The sequence below is a fragment of the Photobacterium rosenbergii genome (assembly GCF_003026455.1).
In the GTDB taxonomy this organism is placed as follows: Bacteria; Pseudomonadota; Gammaproteobacteria; order Enterobacterales; family Vibrionaceae; genus Photobacterium; species Photobacterium rosenbergii.
In genome coordinates this window covers 1341434-1362120 of the sequence record NZ_PYMB01000001.1, presented here as the reverse complement: position 1 = coordinate 1362120, position 20687 = coordinate 1341434, and the positions used below count along the sequence as shown (strand labels likewise).

Sequence of the window (20687 nt, the reverse complement as noted above, 5' to 3'; positions counted from 1 at the left end):
ATAGAAATGAAAAAGAAGTTAGCTGCGCTGCTGATTGGTACTATGTTACTGCCAGGCATGGCTTTCGCTGAAACGGCAGCGAATGAAACGGTCATCAGCGAATCAGTGAAAAGCGATCAAGAGATCATTGATAGCCTTTATCGTGGTGGCTATGCCTACTGGCAACAACTGCGAAACGAGAATGGTACCTATGAAGATAAGCTATTCCTCAATGGTGACCGTAGTTACGTCGGTTCTATCGCCAACTCTGGTATGGGCTTGGTCGCATTAACCATCGGTCATGCCAACGGTTGGGAACCAGAAGCAGAAGAGCTGGCGTTGATAACACTGCGCAAGCTTGCAGGTCGTGATCCGAACTTCACGGTTCCGCAGAATGCAACTAACACCTTTATTCATTTCTACAATACGCAAACCGGTGAAGCGGTTGGGGATGACTGGAGCCCGGTTGACAGTGCCATCATGATTTATGGTGCTTTGTTCGTTAAGAACTACTTCAGCGAAAACAAGGAAATTGCAGAACTTGCCGATTTCTTGTACCGCAATACAGATTTAACCCAGTATATTGCCGATGTCCGCACTGGCCGCATTTACCTGGCCCAGCATACCGACGGTACGTTTAAGCCGCACCGTACTAAAGCATTCAATGAATATATGCTGGTAGCAGGTATTGCAAACCAACAAGCGAAAGATTTAGACAACGCGATTAATGGCAGTGATGCGAAGAAGTTCTGGGATATTTGGTATGCATCAACCAAATACTTACCGGTTGCTGAATATAATGGTATTCCAGTACTTTCAGAAGGTAAAACATGGTTTACTTCGCAATTTAATTTCTTGTTTAATAATTACTTGATGCATGACTTCTCTAATCATCCAGAGTTTGTTACTGCGCTTGAAAATTCAGCTAAAGCAGATTTCGCTTTCTGGCGAGATGTCGATGTTGAAGGTGTTGAATTAAAAGAATACGAGTGGGGGAGTGGCGCTGGTTCATGTCCGAATGGTTACTGTGTTGACCGTTTCCATTTCGAAGGCGATCGCCAGTTTAACCATAACCTAGTTGTTTCTCCTCATATTCTTGCTGGTTATATTCCATTTAATGATAGGGCGAAAGCTGATTTGATTTCGACTTATCGTGATAACACTATTAATGCTAAACACGAGCTTGATGGTGGGTATGAAATTTTGTGGCGCTATAGTCATGATCAGCCGGAATGGAAGGCTGAATTTATTGAAGGTGTTGATTTCTCAACGTTTTTGTTCGGGATTGCAGCAATGCCTGAACACTTGGGTATGGAGTTCTTCAATAAATACAACAACTACTTTGAGTAGTTAAAGTATTTAGCTGTTTCTTAGGGTAATTTTCACAATTTGCATCATTGTTGTTTGCTCCCAGCTTTATAGTTGGGAGCTTTTTTATTTAAGCAATATTAATTTCGACAGCTTTTTTTATTACTGGTTAACAGCCATAAACAATTTATTACAGGTAACGGGTGTTGATATTAGTAGTACTTAACCCTGATCACACTTTAAGTCTGTTTAATTGACGTGATTAGTCGAAACGTTTATATTTTGTGTTGTGAAAAGGACATGATTCACTCGATGCGATTAACTTGTCAGTTTGGCCTGTTATTTTACTGAGTCGTCTGTGCATGGAAAAGCACTTACCGTTGTTTTATCGCTATGCGTAAAGTAAAAAATAGCTTGGTGATATCAAGTTGTTTAATCTTATATTAGGCAAGGACAATATGAATATTAAACGCTCAACCCTTTCGAAGGGGATTGGCTTATTATTAGCATCGTCTGCAATGACCAGTGTTGCAGCCGAGCAAGAAAGACCAAACATTCTATTTATTTTTTCTGATGACCATGCCAACCAGGCTATCAGTGCATACAACCCGACTTTAGGTCAAACGCCGAACATTGATCGTATTGCCAATGAAGGGGCAATTTTCGAACGCGCTTTCGTTACCAACTCTATCTGCCAGCCAAGCCGCGCATCGGTTATGTCTGGTAAGCATTCTCACAAGAATGGCGTGCTTGATAATACCTCTCGCTGGAACCCGAATCAGGTTATCTTCCCTAAACTTTTGGAAGAAAGTGGTTATGATACTGCCCTGATCGGTAAGTGGCACATGCACCCGACACCGGTTAATGAGTTTGGTTACTCTCTAGTACTGAATGGTGCTGGTGGTCAGGGTACTTACTACAATCCGGAGTTTATTGATCAGGACGGTAAAACCCGCGTTATTGAAGGTTACTCGACAGACTTGATCACGGATATGTCTCTGGATTGGCTTGAAGAGTCTTGGGATGAAGATAAGCCGTTCTTGCTGAAAGTTCAGTACAAAGCGCCACATACACCTCGACGTCCGCCACCGCGCCATATGGCAACCTTCATGGATCATAATTTCCCGATCCCTGATACGTTGTTCGACGACTACAAGACCCGTGGCGAGCACGCTGAAAATGCGTGGATGCAGCTATACGGTATGACGCCGGTAGGTATCAATGCCTTCCCACCTGCACCTACTACGCCTGAGAAAGCCCGTGTTCGTGAAGAGTGGATCAAGAGCATGGACGGTGATCAGCGCTGGCACTTCGATCAGTGGATGAACCGCCTGACAGACGAGCAGAAAGCCGCGTTCCACGAAGCGTACGATGACGTCAATGTCGATTACTGGGAGAAGATGAAAGACCCAATGTACAAGCGTCGTTGGGGTAACGTTCCTCGTGATCTTAAAGTGGCCCGAACAGAATACATGTACCAGCGTTTCATGCGTGATTACATGGGTACGGTAATGACTATCGATGAAAACGTTGGCCGTATTCTTGATTACCTAGACGAAAGTGGTCTGGCAGAAAACACCATTGTTGTGTACAGCTCGGATCAGAGCTTCTTCATCGGTGAGCATGGTTGGGCTGAGAAGCGCTACATGTACGAAGAAGGCTTCAAGATGCCATTTATGATCCGCTGGCCGGGTCAGATCGCTCCTAACCAACGTCCACAGGCAATGATCCAGAATATGGACTTTGGCCCAACGTTCCTAGATGCAGCGGGTTTGCCAACTCCAGAAGAGATGCAGGGTAAGTCATTCCTGAAAGTGCTCAAGGGCCAGACGTCTGATGCCGAGTGGCAAGAAGAGCGCCCAGTGGTTTACTACCACTACTACATGGAAGGTGCACATAACGTACCTCGCCATGACGGTGTTCGCAGCGATCGCTACAAGCTGATTGACTTCTACTCGCAGAATGAAGGTAAAGGCTTCTTCGAATTGTACGATTTGGTGAAGGATCCAAACGAAGTAAACAATGTTTACGAAGATCCTGAGTACGCAGAAGTACGTGCCATGATGACGACTGAGCTTGAGAATGCACGTGAGCGTTATGATGTACCAGAAGATTACTTCGAAGCACCATATCCGTTCATGAACCGCCAAGAACGTGAAAAATTGGGCTTCTAATTTTCTGCAAAGTCAGGAAAAGTAGAAAAGCCGATTAGTCTAATAGAAATCGCCCCTCATACGCTATGTATGAGGGGCTTTTTTTTAAGGACTGTTGGCATAGGCACAAATCATAAACTGGGTTGGATGAGTTAGGGGAAGCCTATGGTATGTTCAAGCCAATATCTGATTGACCCTGCACAGCATTTTTACCCTATGTCACAAAACACCCGAGCTTCTACTTCATCCCACCTACTTCGTACCTCAGGCGCAAAAGTTACCGAGTTGGCTTTGCGCAGGCAATTCTATCCACCGGGCTTTGAGCAAGAGCTGCAAACCAATTTGGACTTCTTTTTAGATGGAGTCGGCGTCGATGAGCAGGCAAAGGTGCCTTACGATACCTTGTTTGTTACAGGCTCTGATATTGATCCGCAAAATTACGTCAATACCACTGAAATTGGCTTGTACCTCAATATTCTGACAGAAGCCCATATAAACGGTTATGAAGCCGCATTGGTTAGGATCGACGAGACATTGGATGCCTTGCTAGGCGCTCCGAACTGGAATGGTCTTTTCTATTGGCCATACGATATTGTTGAAGGCCAACTTCAGCCACAGGAGGAGGGCATAATTCCTGCTGTCGACAACGCCAACTTGGCCTTCGCGCTGGCAGCAGTATCTGGGGCTTACCTTGATTCTGACGATGAGTTAGCGGTTAATGTTGTCGCTAAAATCAGTGATATTTTGCAAAGGCAAGTGACAGGTTGGCAACAACTTTATGATCCCCAAAAGGATCTTTTGTATGCCGGTTGGTCAGCAAAAGACAGTGCTCCACTGGGGTATTATATTGACCGCAAAGCCAATGAAAGCCGCTTGGCCCCGCTTTGGGCACATTTGATAACCAAAGACACCAGTCACCCTGTACCTCAGTCAGCTTTCAATAATATGGAGCTATATACTGGCTCGTTCGAAACAAGCCAGCAGATATTCAAGCCTATGCTGACTTGGGATGGGGCGTATTTCCAAGGTATGTTGCCGGCTATCTGGCTCAACGAAAAGCAGCTTATTCCGGATTACTCAATTATCGAAGATATGACGGCGCTGCAGCAATGCCACTCTGAGCGACACAACATTCCATTTGTTTCTTCAGCTGCAACAACGGATGACAGTTATGCTGCCTTTGGTGTACCTGAACTTTCCGAAGCCGCGGTGCGTTTTAGTTTGGCAATTGCCGGTGGTGATACTGGCACGCCCCATGCGACAGCGTTGTCCTATATCGTCAATCCAGCCGATGCAGTAAAACAGCTTAAATTAATCAAACAGCAGCATCCTGACATTGAGTCACCCTATGGCTGGTTTGATGCCGTAGATACTACGGGCAAGATGTCGACAAAGTTGATCTCTCTTGATCAGGGAATGTTTGTCTGTGCTTTCCTTGCAACGAGTATCAACCAGCAGGTCGAAACTTACCTCAAGCGAACTGGCAACTATCAGGATGTCATTGATATGTACCAGTCTTTTACGCCTGATAACTAAGTTAGGGCTATCCGGAATAAGGCCCAGCATAAGCTGGGCTATAGGCCTGATATCAAGTCAGCTTGATTTGTAATTGCTCGAAATACATTTGTTTAGCCAGAGGCAATAAACCGGGATCTGCCCCCATTTCCAGTGAGGCTAGCAGGCCGTTAAATACCAATTCGGCCCGCGTTGCCTTTTCTTTGGCTTGTTTGATGTCGTGAGCAAGTAACAACTCGCTGACCAGTCGAATTCGCTCTTGTTTATACGAAACACACACATCGGCAATGCGCTCATCTTCGTGGCGGTATTCGTTAAATGCCTGCTGATAGATACAGCCATTGAAATCACAGGCTTCGACCAGCGCCTCGAGTGTCGTAAAGCGTGCTGTTAATTTCTCTTCCAGTGACAAGTCTGGATCATGAAATAATTGTGTTAGCTGGGATATGGTTTGCTCACTGTAAAGCGCCAGAGCTTCAGCAATCAAAGCTTCTTTAGAGCCAAAATGGCGGTAAATCGTTGCTTTGGACATTCCTGTTGCAGCCGTGATGGTATCCATGCTGGTACCGTGGTAACTGTGCTTCACACATAGCGCCAACGTAGCTTCAATCGCCCGGCGCTTTTTCTCTTCTTGACGGCTCATACTCTTCAACCTCCAAACCAGAAAACAAAAAAACGAAACTAATTAGTTTTATACCCTTGACAGCTTCAATATTCAATTCTAGATTTAAAAACAACAAAACGAAACAGTTTAGTTTCGAAATTAAAAGGTCAGTCACAGAAGGAATACAACATGCTTAAGTCAATTGCACTTTCAACATTACTTGTCGCGTCAATGTCAGCATCAGCTGTTGAGCTTAATACTTCCAATACAAACTCTGGCATCCATGTCAAAGCAACAGACCAATCTTCACCTGCAGCAGGGCTGACTGTGAGCGTGACGAATGTACCGCAGCTTAATGGCGCATCTTTTACTACTGACGAGCGTGGTCGTGTCTTTATTCCGCTGTCACTCAATGCAAGCCGCTCGGTCAATATTGTTGCTTCGGATGATATGGACATGTCAGTGGCGTCAACAACGGTTTTCCATAGTCACTCGCGTTAAATACTGGTTACGTCCATCACAGAATCTAATAACACAGAATAAAGGCTGCCATTGGCGACCTGGTTAAAGAAGGAATACAACATGCTTAAATCAATTGCACTTTCAACACTACTTGTCGCGTCAATGTCAGCATCAGCTGTTGAGCTTAATACTGCCAATACAAACTCTGGCATCCATGTCAAAGCAACAGACCAATCTTCACCTGCAGCAGGGCTGATTGTGAGTGTGACGAATGTACCGCAGCTTAATGGCGCATCTTTTACTACTGACGAACGTGGTCGTGTCTTTATTCCGCTGTCATTGAATGCAAGTCGCTCGGTCAATATTGTTGCTTCGGATGATATGGATATGTCAGTGGCATCAACCACGGTCTTCCGTAGCCACTCGCGCTAAATACAGATTATTCATTTCAACTAAAAGAGCCCTGCAACTGGTTAAGGTTGCAGGGCTCTTTTGGTACCTGATAACTATTACTCGTAATCAGAGGCGTAAGTTTCTTCGTAAGTGTGCGAGTAAAGCTCAAATAGATTACCAAACGGGTCTTCCATGTAGATCATTTGTGCTTGCTTAGTCTCGTCTTCTGGGTGGTAACGCATGATGTCCATGCGAGCTTTACCGCCAAGCTCTTCAATACGTGCGATTGTCTGTGGGAATTGCTCTTTAGCAACTTGCAGACAGAAGTGGAAGATACCCAAACGAGAGAAATCGACTTCATGACGTTCCTGGCGCTCTTTCATTTCGAACAGTTCAACGCCGATACCGTCTGACGTTACTAGGTGCGCAATGTTAAAGCCTTTGAAGCCTTCACCGAAGACGGCAATACACATACGGCCGATTGCAGTTTCACGCTCTTCGATAACTTTAGTGTTGTTCATTACAACGCGAAGACCTAGCGCTTTAGTGTAGAACTCAACTGCTTTGTCCATGTCGCCAACCATGATACCAACGTGATTCATCTTCATAACTTTCTCCAAATACTTTTTAATTTGTTTCGTGTGTCGCTTCGATGGAGAGAAGTATAGGGGGAACTCTTGATTAACAAAAATTATCAAAAATTATAATTTTAATAATTTAATGTTATTTGGATAAGTTTCTGCTTGCTCTGCTAGGCTATGACCCAAAAGCGGATGCTTTTGATATTTGGGCGACAAAGTTCCCGGCCGAAAGTAAACCAAAATTGAAAAATGAGGAGGAAACTGGACAGTTATTCTTGAAGCACTTGAGGGGCCTTTATGGCGTCAAAATATAAAATTGGAAACTTCTAGCTAAATGCTATTAACCCTGCAACTGGTTAAGGTTGTAGGGTATGAAAATGTAATCAATTTACTTTTCGTTCTCTTCAAAAAGGAATGGAGAGACTGATATCGTTTGAACTGTTGAACTCATTATTCCTGCTGGAGACAAGTTGGTAATGTTATTATTAATCATGTATTCCCGGAAACTTCTTCTGTTAAATATTTTACCACAGTAAACCGTTTGGGCCTTATCTATTAATCGTGAAATATTGTTTTCAACTGTTTTAACTGATTTGTTTAAAATTTTACTAATGAAATCATTGGAAAATCCACATAGAATAAAGTAAGAATATGTTTCTTGAAGTGGTGTGAAAAGGCTATTTATTTTATTTGCAATTTTTAAATCTTTTAAACTTTGACTCAATGTATCGTTTAGGCTTGCTGAGAAAGTATGTATTAATCCAGACTCGTATAAATTGACATCTATTCCAATGACATCACCACGTTCATTAATCAATGGCAGCTTTGAAACGTAAAAAGCTGTGCAAGATAAATTTGTCTTTATAATATGTAATGAAAATAACTGAGCCTTATTCTCCATTACTATACTGTTTTGTTTACTGATTATATTAGCGTGCTCTGCGAGATTATGTTCTAGATTAAGAATGGACTTGCCAATAATATCTTTATTTTCAAGACCAAAGATGCTCTTGAAAGCTTTGTTCACCGCAAAAAAATTACCCTGCTTATCATAAACAGCACAAGGGTTTGAACAATGTTTATATCTTAGCCCTACTGTGTATAGATATTGTTGATCCGTTATATTCATAAGTTTGTGTAGTGACAGTATTTTGCGTTTTCTTTGCTTTCTTATATTATAAATAAGTTATTTATAATAACCAATTGCTATTTACACATCTTTAGGGTGAATAACGTCTATCCAATTATTCAAGCTCTGCAAGGACGCGTATCTGAGTAGAGTTTCTTGCTGAACGCTTCCAAGTTTTGTCAATGAAGTTATAAGTCGACTACAGGAGGCAGGGGACACTGTCATCGGGAATGATGTTTGGATTGGCAGCGACGCAATGATCATGCACGGGGTTCAAATAGATGACGGCGCCGTGATCGGTACGAGGGCTGTCATTACCAAAAACGTTGAGCCTTATTCTATCGTGGCCGGTAATAACCATTCATTAAAAAACGCTTTGATGAAGCGTCCTATTCAGTCGCTATCAGACATTAAGTGGTGGTATTGTTCGCTGGAACATGTCGAGTGCGCTATGGCCTGCAATGCAGTGGGGAAATTAGCCTGTTGGGAAAATACTTCTTTGAGAGTGTGGCTAAGTAATTCGCACATCTCTATGGCGTTAAGGGGCCAAGCCAGATAAGAGGCCTGGCTTGGCCTCTGTTTTTATTGATTCATCTGTGCAGCAGTATCGACAAATATCCCTTGGATGTCTTTTGCTTCACGCTCTGTTTGGCCACCGTGCGTGAGGAACGCATCGATAATAGCTGCGGTTTTGTGTTCTTTGGCGCGCTCTAGGAAGTAGCGCAACTCTAGCTCAGCTCCTGCCTCTTCATCTTTGATAGAGGAGGTGATAATCGCTTTGTACATCTCGATATCACGCAATTCTAATTGGCTTATTACCCCGAGCGTTGTCGCCAAGAAAGTATCCATTTCAGCTTTTGGTACAAATTGGGTGATGATGTTCAACTGCTCTGCTTGTTGTGCTGTAAAGTCATTGCCCAGCAGTAATGCTTGAAGCGCTTTGTTTTTCCCCATACGCCGAGCAAATTGCACCGCTCCCTGACCACCAGTAGGAATGTTGACGTGGATTTCAGGCTGAGCAAAAGCGGCGTTCTCGGTACCGTAAGCCAAATCACACGCCATCACAAATTCATTGCCGCCGCCACGAGCTACGCCATCAACGACCGCAACCGATAGTTGTTTCATCGCTTTGATATTAGCAATCATATGGTTGAACTCTATTGAAGCAGCCTGGCCACCTTGTGTGCCGTTGATAACGTTCAAATCTAGATGCGCCAGGAAAAATGTATTGTGCAGTGATTCGAATACGACGATTTTTGTCTCACCGTCATTTTTCAGTGAAAGCACAAATTCATTGATTTCATTGATCAAATCGATAGTGAGTACGTTTACCGGCGGATTGCTGATTTCCACTTTTGCAATGCCATTTTGGTGAGTGATCGATAGCGTTTTCATGGTTACTTCCTCAGCGTTATAAATGACACCAATTGCCGTTCAGTGGCGATGGTGTTGTTAGAAACGAATGACTTGTAGTTGATGGGTGCACTATAAAAAGTATGAGAGTGTAGTTCTTACCATTTTGCGCCGTCATAAAATTAGGCTGAGGAAGAAATCGCCTAATTCGAGTGAACCATAGGAATATATGCAGTGCCTTCAGCACAAGCTGGCTAAAATATTTCTGCCCCAAAGTTTGTTAGCAATATGCACTCGAAGTAAATTGGCTTACATTTAAGTTGCCATTAGAGCCACTTTAAAGACATGAAGACAAGACTACTTCGTGCTGGGTAAGAATGCGAAGAGCGGGTAAGACTAATTATTAGAATTGTCAGTTTGACTCTGCTTTGGAGATTTAGGCTTGGCAGGGGAAGCAACCAGCTTCCCCTGCCAAGCTACATTGAATAGTGGTGGCCAGCTTAAACTTCTATGCAATAGCCCATATTTTCCTCAATGCTTTTATGAATAATGTGAAATCTTTATTTCCAATTGGCAGAGTAAACTCGCATTAGGTTCTCGCCTAGAAAACCAACAATTTCATCATGGTTCCAATTGTATTTATCCTCCAGTACAGCAACAACATCCCAAATATGTTTAGCGTGTAGGTTTTCAATAGGAGCTGCCATACCTAATTCAGGTGGGTATACATCGGTATTTGGTACAGCTATTTCATAAAAGTCCATAACATTATGAACGGCATCGGTTGAGTAGCAGACTTTGTCTTTGCCAATTAAGTTTGCAACGTATACAACATGCTCTGCAAAGACTTCCGGTGTCGCTGAACCATCTGCACTTAAGAATCCTCCAGCCCCCGTGGGACAAACAGCGCCGCCTTTTCTTCCAATCGCGAGAATTGCATTATCCGATAAATTGCGCGAGTGATTATACAGCTCATAAACGTTTGAGTGGGAGGCAACTATTGGCTTGGATGAGGCTTCAGCCGTATCGATACAGGTTTGATTCGAGGCATGTGAACAATCCAAGACAATACCTTGCTCATTTGCGTATTTGACGAATTTCAAGCCCTTCTTAGTAAGACCTGACGTTCCTTTTGAACCACCACCGGCTAAGTCGTTATCGTTATTGTAAGTGGTATTCATTACTCGAATACCGTTAGCTGCAGACCACTTCATGTTGTCTTCCATATTCCCATCGAGGACGTAATCAGCTCCCTGGGTATTGTACATAACAGCAAGTCTTCCAGACTCTTTTGCCGCTCGTATATCTTCTGCGCTTTTTACCTTTAATGCCCCAAATTCATCCGATGCTAAATCCGTATTCTTAATTATGCTGGGTAAGGTATCTCCAAAGATAGATTTGGTGTTGTAAACCGAAGCAGAGGTAAGAGTTATACCAGCTTCATGGTTTTCACGCAGGCCTTTATGGAAATGCTCAACGCCCATAGCCATAGCTGGGGCAACAGCGGCAGGCATAACAGAGTTAATTGCAATATATTCTGCATACTTTTCTTTTGCTTCAGCGGCACGCTTCTCTTGTTCAGGGGTTCGACTTGGAACATAGGCTTCGGCAAGAAATGCAACTCGCTGTGCTATTTCCTCTTTAGATTTCCCTCGAGAATTCCAGAGGTGCGCGGTGTGATCGGTATTAGAAACAAAGCCTGCTTCAGAGTCCCACCCTCCTTCAACGTGTGTATGCTCATGGCCGATATCGTGGGCAAATGCACCTATTGATGTAGCTAAAGCAATAATAAAAAATAACTTTTTCATGTTTTCTCTGTATATTAATGTGAGTCACAATCAAGGATTAATTCCAGCAATATCTCTAACTCATAACGTTGATGATGTTGTGTAAGATAACGGGAGTGGAAAAATAAAACTGTACAATTCACGCCATTCGCTCCATGTGAGAGTATGCTCATGGCCGATATCGAAGGCAAATGCACCTATTGATGTTGCTAAAGCAATAATAGACAATAACTTTTTCATGTTTTCTCTCTGTATATTAATGTGAGTCACAATCAAGGATGCATTCCAGCAATATCTCTAACTCATAACGTTGATGATGCTGTGTAAGATAACGGGAGTGGAATAATAAAACTGTACAATTCACGCCACTCGCTTCATGTGAGAGTTTGTAATTAACCTTGTTCTATCAGCAACCGGCTAAGCACGACCTAGTTTAAAACCATGTTTGCCGCTAGATTTAGATAAATAGTTTGATGATTTGACGAGAAAAATGGCGAACAAACTGAATGTAGAATTAGTGATTGAAGAGCAGTGGCAAGTCATTCGAGAAGCTTTATCTACTGCGAAAGTAGAGTATTCAGTAGAGCTTACCGCATCTATGCTTGATAACTTTTCAAGTGATTTAGCAACCCCTACAAGCATTACATCACTTTTTTCGTTTATGGATCTTATCGTTCCCAAGTTGACGAAGGAGCAATATCATTATATTTCTCAAATATCGGCACAAAAGAATGCGGCCAACGCCATCAAATATATGGATTTTCCAGAGTGTCATACAGTACGAGATGCTCTAGAGTCATATTGTAGCCAGTCGACTCAAATAATGACTGATACATTGTTATGTATTGAACCATTTCTAGGGGAGATTTGGTTCAAGTGTCATAGAAGCTATATTGAAAAACCTAGGTTTAAGTTTATCGAGAGTTACGGCCTTTACTTTTTTAGAGAGCTCGTTTCTCAGTTCAGCGGTACAAGTTGGAAACCGGCGAAGTTGGCTTTAAGAAGCCCCAATTCAGATCACATAGATACTGAAATGTGTTTAGCTACACCAGTCATATTGATAGGTAGAGATTTCTATGGGTTAGCTGTTGAGAAGGAAGTATTGCAACTTCCGATGCAGCTTCGCTCGTATTCATCCATCGAATCCATTTTTAGACATGCAGATATTAACTTTGCGGTAGCTTTAAGGTACGTGATGATATCTCACCTCGGAGATGGTGTGATAACGCTTGATAGGTTGAGCAAAGCCACCCAACTAAGCAACCGCACTATCCAGCGGCGACTAGAAGAGATAGGCACTAATTTCCATGAATTTTACGGAGATATCATTATCAATGAAGCAAAACGATTACTATCAAATTCCGCTAACAGCGTTACCGATATAAGTTACAGGCTCGGCTATTCATCTCCTCCAAGCTTTATTCGTTATTTTAAAAACAAAGTTGGAGTTACTCCTAAGCAGTTCCAGAAACAATTTTTAGACTGAGCAGTGATTTAATTCCTGTCAAAGCAATTTCAGAAAGGTCTAGCATGTTTAATTCCATCGTGGATTATGATTATCACTTTATCTTTGATTTTTTCTAAAACATCAAGTATTTCTTGGAGGGAAATATCAAATTGATAAGAAAATAAACCCTAAGTATGTTTATTGCTTTTTGATATCGGGTAGTCAAATAGGTCTTTTTTGCGAGACATCTACTAATCCATATTTTACTCAAATAGCAAATTGCCTCTAACTCGAAAGTGTCCAAAACCAAGTTACACTCCCTCTAAATCAAACTAAAAGGGGCCTTGCTCCAGCAAGGCCGGGAGCTTGTCCGTTAACAATATCTTCCTTAATGAATTTCCACGATGGGTCAAAGTTCAGTGTTTCTGCTTTTACGGCAAAGGCACTAAGCATACTTTCTGCCAGAGTGACTTGAGTAAAATGATTTCGTCGAATTATGTCCAATTGTATGTATAAAGGGATCAGAGGGCCCTACAACTCATTTAATTGCTTTGTTTGCAGTGACTAGTGCAGGCCAGATGCCGATAAGCGACGCTGGTATTCGAGCGCCGCTTCAAAGCGTTGATGGCAAAAAGAAAAATACCCCGCTGAAAACGTTGCTGTTAAAACCTCGGCTTTCATTGGGGTATTCTTTTGGGGGTATTTGTTTAACTTAGAAGCCTAGCGCTTTACGCTCCTTGCGGTTCATGTACGGGTAAGGTGCCTCAAAGACATCGTTTGGTACTTTGTAGTCCGCACGGGCTTTTTTCAGTTCAGCCATCATGTTGTCGCGCACAGCTTTGTACTTGGGATCTTCGTACACGTTGTTCACTTCGTTTGGATCCGCCTTCAAATCATAAAGCTCGAACCAGCCTTTACCGCTATTTTGCGAATAGAAGTCGATCAGTTTGTATTGATCACTCCTTACTCCATCATGGCGCGGAACGTTGTGGCCGCCTTCCATGTAGTAGTGGTAGTACACGATCGGACGTTCTTGCTGCCATTGCGCATCGCTTTCTTTGCCGGTAAGTACATCAAGGAATGATTTACCCTGCATTTCGCCCGGTACTTTTGCACCGGCTGCCGTGAGGAATGTCGGCGCAAAATCGATATTCTGGATCATTGCCTCAGGCTTTGAATGGGCAGGGATCTTCCCTGGCCAACGGATAACGAATGGCATCTTCATACCCGGCTCATACATGTAGCGTTTTTCTGCCCAGCCGTGTTCACCAATGAAGAAACTCTGATCTGAGCTATAAACCACAATGGTGTTCTTGGCGAGATCGTTTTCATCCAACCAGTCAAGGATACGGCCAACGTTCTCGTCAACAGCCGTGACCGACGCCATGTAATCTCTCATGAAGCGTTGGTAAATGTACTCGGCACGGATCCGCTTCTCGTCTTCTGGCACATTACCGTACCGGACTTTGTATGGTGGAGATTGGATTTTCTTCCAGTAATCCACATTGATGTCATCGTAGGCTTTGTGCCACGCCTCGCGCTGCTCATCGGTCATACGTGCCATCCAGCCTTCGAAGGCTTTACGCTTTTGCTTAGTCAGGCTGTTAATCCATTCTTCTCGGATTTCAGCACGCTCCGGTGTTGTTGGTGCTGGTGGGAAAGCGTTGATACCTTCACCGGACATACCGTACAACTTCATCCAAGCCTTGTTGGCATGCTCACCACGGGTTTCATAATTGTCGAACAGTGTCTCAGGTAGCGGGAAAGTTTTGTCTTTAAACAGTTCCAAGTGGCGTAATGGTGGCCGGCGCGGTGTATGCGGCGACTTAAATTGGACTTTTAGCAAGAAGGGCTTGTCGGCGTCTCGCTGTTGCTCCAACCACTCGATAGACTGATCGGTAATTACGTCGGTCGAGTAGCCTTGGACAGTGGTGATATTGCCCTTGTTATCGATAAATTCCGGTTGGTAATAGGTTCCTTGGCGGCCATGTCCGTTTAGGACATTTGAGTAACCAAACTCATTAACAGGGGCAGGGTTCATGTGCCATTTACCAATCAGTGCAGTCTGGTAGCCGACATCTTCCAGCAGATGGGTGTAAATAGTCTGGTTTGGGTTCCAACGTGACGTATTGTCGATAACACCATTTAGGTGAGAGTGCTTACCCGTAAGGATGGTTGCACGGCTTGGTTGGCAGATGGAGTTGCCGACAAAGGTGTTTTCGAAAATAGCCCCTTCGTTGGCGATACGGTCAATATTGGGGGTGTTCACAAACTGATCATTGTAGGCACTGATGGCTTGTGTTGAGTGGTCATCGGAAAAAATAAACAGAATGTTGGGTTGTTCGTAGGTGGCAGCAACACTCTGAGAAGAAATGGCACCAGCAGCTAGCAGCACACCTATTCCTTTGGATAAAGTCGAGCGCTTCATTTTCATATTATCCTGCTTTGATTTTGTTAATAGTAAAGGGGTATTCCAACGAGTTGGTTTCAGGCATTGTTCGATGTATCAGCCAATGAGGAGTACCTCGACACCCTGCAAGGTGCCGAGGTTCAGGGCTATTAATACCCGAGCGATTTGCGTTCTTGAGCCGTCATGAATGGGAATGGCGCTTCGTACACATCAGAAGGAACCTCATATTCCTTGCGGGCATCGTGAAGCTCTTTCATCATGGTTTCACGAACTTTGGAGTATTTCGGATCGTTGTATACGTTATTCAACTCATTAGGATCGGCTTGAAGGTCATACATTTCGAACTCGCCCTTACCGTTATTTTCTGAATAGAAGTTAATCAGCTTGTAACGATCGCTGCGCACTCCATCATGGCGAGGTACGTTGTGAGCACCTTCCATGTAGTAGTGGTAGTAAAGGTATGGGCGCTCTTTTTGCCATTGGGCAAGAGTTTGCTTTCCGGTCAAAACATCAAGGAAAGACTTGCCTTGCATTTCATCAGGCGCTTCAAGACCCACAGCATCGAGGAAGGTAGGGCCGAAGTCGATATTCTGGATCATCGCCTGCGGACGTTGATTCGGTGCAATATGGCCAGGCCAGCGGATGATAAATGGCATTTTCATCCCTTCTTCATACATGTAACGCTTCTCCGCCCAACCATGTTCACCGATGTAGAAGCTTTGGTCAGAGCTATATACCACGATGGTATTCTCTGCGAGGCCTGTGTCATTTAGGTAATCAAGGATACGGCCAATGTTTTCATCGACAGTGACTGCCGCTGCAGCGTACTCTTTCATGAAGCGCTGGTAGTTATACTCGGTGCGAGCTTTTTTCTCAGCTGGTGGCACATAGCCGTATCGCATCTTGTATTCAGGCGTTTGAATTTTCTTCCAGTAATCGACATTGATATCGTCATAGGCGGCATGGAATGCAATGCGCTGCTCTTCTGTCAGGCGATCCATCCATTTATCAAACGCTTCTCGCTCTGGCTTACTCATACTGGCGAGCCAATCCTCACGGATCTTTTTCTTTTCTGCCGTAGTCGGTGCAGGAGGGAAGGCATTAATGCCTTCTGCCGTCATACCATACAATTCCATCCACGCTTCGCTCGCATGCTTGCCGCGAGTTTTGTAGTCATCATGAAGCGTGGCTGGAATTGGGAATTTAGTGTCTTTAAACAACTCCAGGTTTCGTAGTGGCGGTCGGCGTGGTGTATGCGGTGACTTGAATTGAACTTGAAGTAAGAATGGCTTGGCAGGATCACGGTTTGTCTCTAACCATTTAATGGATTGATCGGTGATGATATCGGTCGAATAGCCTTCAACGGTCGTTTTCTTGCCGTAGTTATCAATGAATTCTGGCTGATAATAAGTCCCTTGGCCGCCAGCGCCACTCAATACGTTCGAATAGCCAAATTCTTTGACTGGCGTCGGGTGCATGTGCCATTTACCGATAAGTGCAGTCTGGTAGCCGGCATTTTCCATTAATTTCGGATAGATGGTTTGGTTTGGGTTCCAAGCCGAGGAGTTGTCGATTACGCCATTTAGGTGTGAATGTTTACCGGTGATGATGGATGCGCGGCTTGGCTGGCAAATTGAGTTCCCTACGAAGGCGTTTTCGAAAATGGCCCCTTCTTCTGCAATACGGTCGATGTTGGGCGTTTGCACCAAATCATCACTGTAAGCACTGATGGCATTATTTGAGTGGTCATCAGAGAAAATGAAGAGGATATTGGGTTGGTCGCTAGCTTGGCTGGCGTGGGCTGCGCAAGAACTTGCTGCAAGCAAGAGCCCAATCCCCTTTGCGAGAGTGGAATGTGAAGTTTTCATAAGATCCTTGATTACATATCAGTTTTAAGAAGACAAATGGTTCGTGTAGAAGACGATACTGAACTTGAATTCGGCCATATTTGCTTCATCAAAGATGAGTGTCTCAACTAAAAATTGTTAATACTTCTAGAGTGTTGAGGAATGATTGCTTACTGGCATAGCTTGGGAATGCTTTGAATATAAACGTTTCGAGTTGGTGGATCAATTCTGCATGTATATAAGAGAGGGGTTTATTTCAGTAACATGACGAACGTCTGATTTTTTTAGCTGATTTTATTGAATATCGCTAATTCATAACTTTTTTTGTGGACCATCTTCAACTTTCTAGCAATTTTCAGCTAGTAATCACACTAAGTACAAGTAAATGTTAACTCTGTCACACGGTGTTTTGTAGAAACGTTTATACTTCACTCATTGTTGATGCTAAGTACGGTTTGATTTGTTTGCTCTTTATCGTTTTCAGTTGAAATTGACAAAGCTTGGTGAAGATAAATCAGGAAGTTATCCGAATAACTGGGAAAAATTATGGGGACAGTTATTCATGGATAGCAATAATTCTAAGGATAAATAACGAATGGTTACCATGAAAAAGAATGTTTTAACCACTGCGATGTTGATGCTGTTTTCGGCAACAGCTGCGCTGTCACTGGCTGCTGAGCCGGCAAAAAGTGAGCAGACCGCACCTAATATTTTGCTAATTACTGCGGATGATATGGATTATGGCTCGTTGGGAGTCACAGGCTCGACTGTCCCTGAGATTTCGCCAAACCTTGATCGTCTAGCCAACCAGGGGATCCGTTTCAACAACGCTTTTGTTACTGTTTCGGTATGTGAGCCATCACGCGGGGTCATGGCGACAGGTCGCTATATCCAGAATAGCGGCATTTGGGGTTTTTATCCGACAACTCAGAATATTCCGACTCTGGCAGAAGAGCTCAAGGATGGTGGTTACACCGTTGGTATCCTAGGCAAAGTGAATCACTCAACACCGAAGTATGTTGATGATTATGTGTGGGATTACAGCAAAGACAAAGCGGACATTGGCAGTGGGCGAGGTCCTAAGCTTTACCGTAAACACTTAGAAGCTTTTATCGATTCGGCACAGGCAAACGACAAGCCTTTCTTCATGATGGCTAATTCCCATGACCCGCATCGCCCATACTTTGTCGATAGTCCTAATTATGAAAGAGGCGGAAAGCAAAGGCCTTCGAGGATCTACAAGCCAGAAGAGATCCAGGTACCAAGCTTCTTACCTGATATTCCAGGAGCACGCAAAGAACTCGCCCAGTATTACAGTTCGGTCAAGCGTTTGGATGACACTGTGGGCGAGATGATGTCAGTGCTTGAAGAGAAAGGAGTGAGTGACAACACCATCGTTCTGTTCTTGTCTGATAATGGTATTGCTGCCCCGTTTGCAAAATCGAATGTTTACCGTAACAGTAACCACACGCCATTCTTTGTTCGCTGGCCAGAGAAAATCAATGCGTCAGTTGACGATGAGCACTTTGTTTCTATGGTCGACTTGATGCCAACCTTGCTTGAAGCAGCAGACCTTGAGGTGCCTGACTCATTGGATGGCCGCAGCTTTTTACCGGTTCTAAAAGGGGAATCGCAGGCCGAACGTGATTATGTTTTCACCCAGTATCATGAGAATGCTGGTGGCCGTATTTTCCCAATGGCAGCGGTACAGAATTCTGATTGGCTATATATCTTCAACCCTTGGGCTGTCGGTGGTCGGGTATATAAAACATCGGCTAACAATAGCGGCACCTTCAAAGCGATGAAGAAGTTAGCTGACGAAAACCCAGAAATTAAAGAGCGGGTTGAATTCTTCCTAAACCGCACCGTTACTGAGTTTTATGACCTACGTAAAGATCCGGATGCGAAGGTAAATCTTGCAGATAAAAAAGAGTTCAAAGAGCAACAAATGAAAATGGTGGAGCTGATGCGTCAACATATGGAGCAATATAATGACCCAATGTTGGAGCTACTCCTTAAGCGCGATGATAATGATTTCCTAGTAAGCCGAACAGCAGAGCTACAGATGGAAACAAGGGAGAGAAAGAAAATCCACCGCCAACTGAGTGGTGGTAAAAAAGGACATTAAAATCCAACCTAAGTCGTAGCAATCAGAGCAGCAGTTATTTACTGCTGCTTTTTTCTATCTAGCCCAAAATTGAGGGAGAAGCTATTCAATGATCTTAGTGAACAAGAAGTAATTAGTGTGTTTTTGTAGAATCATTTCTATTATTTGTGATAGAGATGCTGATTTCTTTCTAGTATGCTTTCAAATCAGCCTTCAATTTCCCCGTTAACTTCATTTCTTTATTATTTGTACTTTAAATACAATAAATTATATTAAGTGCGTCAGTAGGGATTGATAAACTCAGTCCACAGTCAGTTCCTATTTCTGTAAGTCTTCACTGAAAGTTATGAAATACAACTATATAAATTGTGATCTTAATCAGCATAATGAGAGCATTTAATTGACATGGTTATACATGGTTCATATTATCTGTAGAAACGTTTCTACAGTAGATGCGATGATTCACAAAGAGAATTCATATGGCCCAAGTCAAACTAAAAAATATTAATAAGGTATATAAGAACGGCTTCCATGCTGTTCACGATGTCTGCCTAGATATTGAAGATGGGGAGTTCATGGTCTTGGTCGGTCCTTCAGGCTGCGCGAAGTCCACGACTTTGAGAATGATGGCTGGTTTGGAAAGTGTCACAAGCGGCGATTTGTTTATTGGTGATAAGCGTTGTAATGATGCGCCACCGAAAGATCGCGGTATCGCAATGGTGTTTCAGAACTATGCTCTTTATCCACATATGACGGTGAAGCAAAACTTGGCTTTTGGCTTGGAAACGGCAAGAAAACCAAAGCATGAAATAGAATCACGCGTCAAAGAGGCAGCTGATCTGTTAGAGATCACGGAATTGTTGGACCGTAAACCGGGTCAATTGTCAGGTGGTCAATGCCAACGGGTTGCATTGGGGCGAGCCATGGTTCGAAAACCAGAGGTATTTCTGTTTGATGAGCCGCTATCTAATTTAGATGCAAAACTACGTGTTTCGATGAGAAGACGTATTTGCCGCTTGCATGAGGAACTTAAACAGAGTGATCGTCCTGCAACCATGGTTTACGTTACCCATGATCAGGTTGAAGCGTTAACCATGGGCGATCGCATTTGTGTCCTTAACAAAGGGAAAATCATGCAAGTTGATACCCCAATGAATGTCTACCACAAACCTAACAATAAGTTTGTGGCTGAGTTCATTGGTTCCCCTGCGATGAATATGTTAGAGGCTAAATTGGCCCTTCATGATAGTAAATTGAAGTTAAAGATTAAGGATAAATACTTCCCCCTTCCTTACTCCGAACAAAAAATTGAGAAATTACAATTTTGGCAAAACAAAGAACTCTACCTTGGGTTGAGGCCTGAAGATATTTTGGTTGTGGACGGAGACGGTGATCTACAAGCCTTTGTCACAGACATAGAAGAAATGGGTTCTGAATCATTCATTCATTTTGATTTGATTGGTAAGAAATTGATTAGTAAGCATACCAATCCATTTTTTGCCATCCAGAGGAATGAGGTCCAAGCCGTTAAGTTAAACCTAGAAAAATGCCACCTTTTCGATAAAGAGACGGGTGAAAATATCTTGTTGCTCAAATGAGTGATCGTTAAATA

General features: G+C 43.3%; 15 protein-coding genes and 1 pseudogene. 9 read left to right on the top strand and 7 right to left on the bottom strand.

Translation table 11 applies throughout. The features are described 5' to 3' along the window. The first annotated feature begins 6 nt into the window (after positions 1-6). The 3 genes from C9J01_RS06395 (at position 7) to C9J01_RS06385 (ending at position 4976) form a co-directional block, all read left to right on the top strand. Entirely contained in the window at positions 7-1329 is a 1323-nt protein-coding gene (locus tag C9J01_RS06395; protein WP_107297242.1) for a hypothetical protein, read from the top strand. Positions 1330-1745: 416 nt separating this feature from the next. After that, positions 1746-3461 (top strand): sulfatase family protein, encoded by a 1716-nt coding sequence (locus tag C9J01_RS06390; protein ID WP_107297241.1) that lies wholly within the window; start codon positions 1746-1748, stop codon positions 3459-3461. Positions 3462-3605: 144 nt separating this feature from the next. Beyond that, entirely contained in the window at positions 3606-4976 is a 1371-nt protein-coding gene (locus C9J01_RS06385; RefSeq protein WP_237156885.1) for a hypothetical protein, read from the top strand. A 52-nt stretch (positions 4977-5028) separates the two neighbouring features. On the opposite strand, the gene C9J01_RS06380 is transcribed toward C9J01_RS06385, so the two are convergent. Continuing rightward, positions 5029-5598 carry a TetR/AcrR family transcriptional regulator gene (locus tag C9J01_RS06380; protein ID WP_107297240.1) on the bottom strand — a complete coding sequence of 190 codons (570 nt, stop codon included), beginning with the start codon at positions 5596-5598 and terminating at the stop codon, positions 5029-5031. Between the two features lie 150 nt (positions 5599-5748). Here C9J01_RS06380 and C9J01_RS06375 point away from each other — a divergent pair, with 150 nt between their 5' ends. Both C9J01_RS06375 and C9J01_RS06370 read left to right on the top strand, forming a co-directional pair. Then, the gene (locus C9J01_RS06375; protein ID WP_107297239.1) at positions 5749-6060 is read left to right on the top strand and encodes a hypothetical protein; all 312 of its coding nucleotides are present in this window, start codon (positions 5749-5751) and stop codon (positions 6058-6060) included. 81 nt (positions 6061-6141) lie between these two features. Then, positions 6142-6453, top strand: coding sequence for a hypothetical protein (locus C9J01_RS06370; protein WP_107297238.1), 312 nt, complete (start codon positions 6142-6144; stop codon positions 6451-6453). Positions 6454-6530: 77 nt separating this feature from the next. Here C9J01_RS06370 and C9J01_RS06365 read toward each other — a convergent pair whose 3' ends face one another. Together C9J01_RS06365 and C9J01_RS06360 are read right to left on the bottom strand one after the other, a co-directional pair. Beyond that, entirely contained in the window at positions 6531-7022 is a 492-nt protein-coding gene (locus tag C9J01_RS06365) for a VOC family protein (protein WP_107297237.1), read from the bottom strand. Positions 7023-7383: 361 nt separating this feature from the next. Continuing rightward, complete coding sequence (locus C9J01_RS06360) at positions 7384-8124, bottom strand: PAS domain-containing protein (RefSeq protein ID WP_107297236.1); 741 nt, start codon at positions 8122-8124, stop codon at positions 7384-7386. Between the two features lie 208 nt (positions 8125-8332). On the opposite strand from C9J01_RS06360, the pseudogene C9J01_RS30150 reads away from it, so the two are divergent. Beyond that, positions 8333-8479, top strand: a pseudogene (locus C9J01_RS30150) (DapH/DapD/GlmU-related protein); the annotation flags it as partial. Between the two features lie 227 nt (positions 8480-8706). Here C9J01_RS30150 and C9J01_RS06350 read toward each other — a convergent pair. After that, positions 8707-9519, bottom strand: a complete 813-nt coding sequence (locus tag C9J01_RS06350; protein WP_107297234.1) for an enoyl-CoA hydratase/isomerase family protein — start codon at positions 9517-9519, stop codon at positions 8707-8709. A gap of 518 nt (positions 9520-10037) precedes the next feature. Further along, entirely contained in the window at positions 10038-11285 is a 1248-nt protein-coding gene (locus tag C9J01_RS06345) for a dipeptidase (RefSeq protein ID WP_107297233.1), read from the bottom strand. Between the two features lie 469 nt (positions 11286-11754). Between C9J01_RS06345 and C9J01_RS06340 the strand changes: the two genes are divergently transcribed. Beyond that, positions 11755-12750, top strand: a complete 996-nt coding sequence (locus tag C9J01_RS06340; protein WP_107297232.1) for a helix-turn-helix transcriptional regulator — start codon at positions 11755-11757, stop codon at positions 12748-12750. Positions 12751-13423: 673 nt separating this feature from the next. Here the strand turns inward: C9J01_RS06340 and C9J01_RS06335 are convergent. Together C9J01_RS06335 and C9J01_RS06330 are read right to left on the bottom strand one after the other, a co-directional pair. Beyond that, positions 13424-15145, bottom strand: coding sequence for a sulfatase family protein (locus tag C9J01_RS06335; RefSeq protein ID WP_107297231.1), 1722 nt, complete (start codon positions 15143-15145; stop codon positions 13424-13426). 125 nt (positions 15146-15270) lie between these two features. Next, positions 15271-16989, bottom strand: coding sequence for a sulfatase family protein (locus tag C9J01_RS06330; RefSeq protein WP_107297230.1), 1719 nt, complete (start codon positions 16987-16989; stop codon positions 15271-15273). Positions 16990-17572: 583 nt separating this feature from the next. Here C9J01_RS06330 and C9J01_RS06325 point away from each other — a divergent pair. Beyond that, the gene (locus tag C9J01_RS06325; protein WP_158264495.1) at positions 17573-19096 is read left to right on the top strand and encodes a sulfatase family protein; all 1524 of its coding nucleotides are present in this window, start codon (positions 17573-17575) and stop codon (positions 19094-19096) included. A gap of 458 nt (positions 19097-19554) precedes the next feature. Next, the gene (locus tag C9J01_RS06320; RefSeq protein WP_107297228.1) at positions 19555-20673 is read left to right on the top strand and encodes an ABC transporter ATP-binding protein; all 1119 of its coding nucleotides are present in this window, start codon (positions 19555-19557) and stop codon (positions 20671-20673) included. Positions 20674-20687 lie beyond the last annotated feature (14 nt).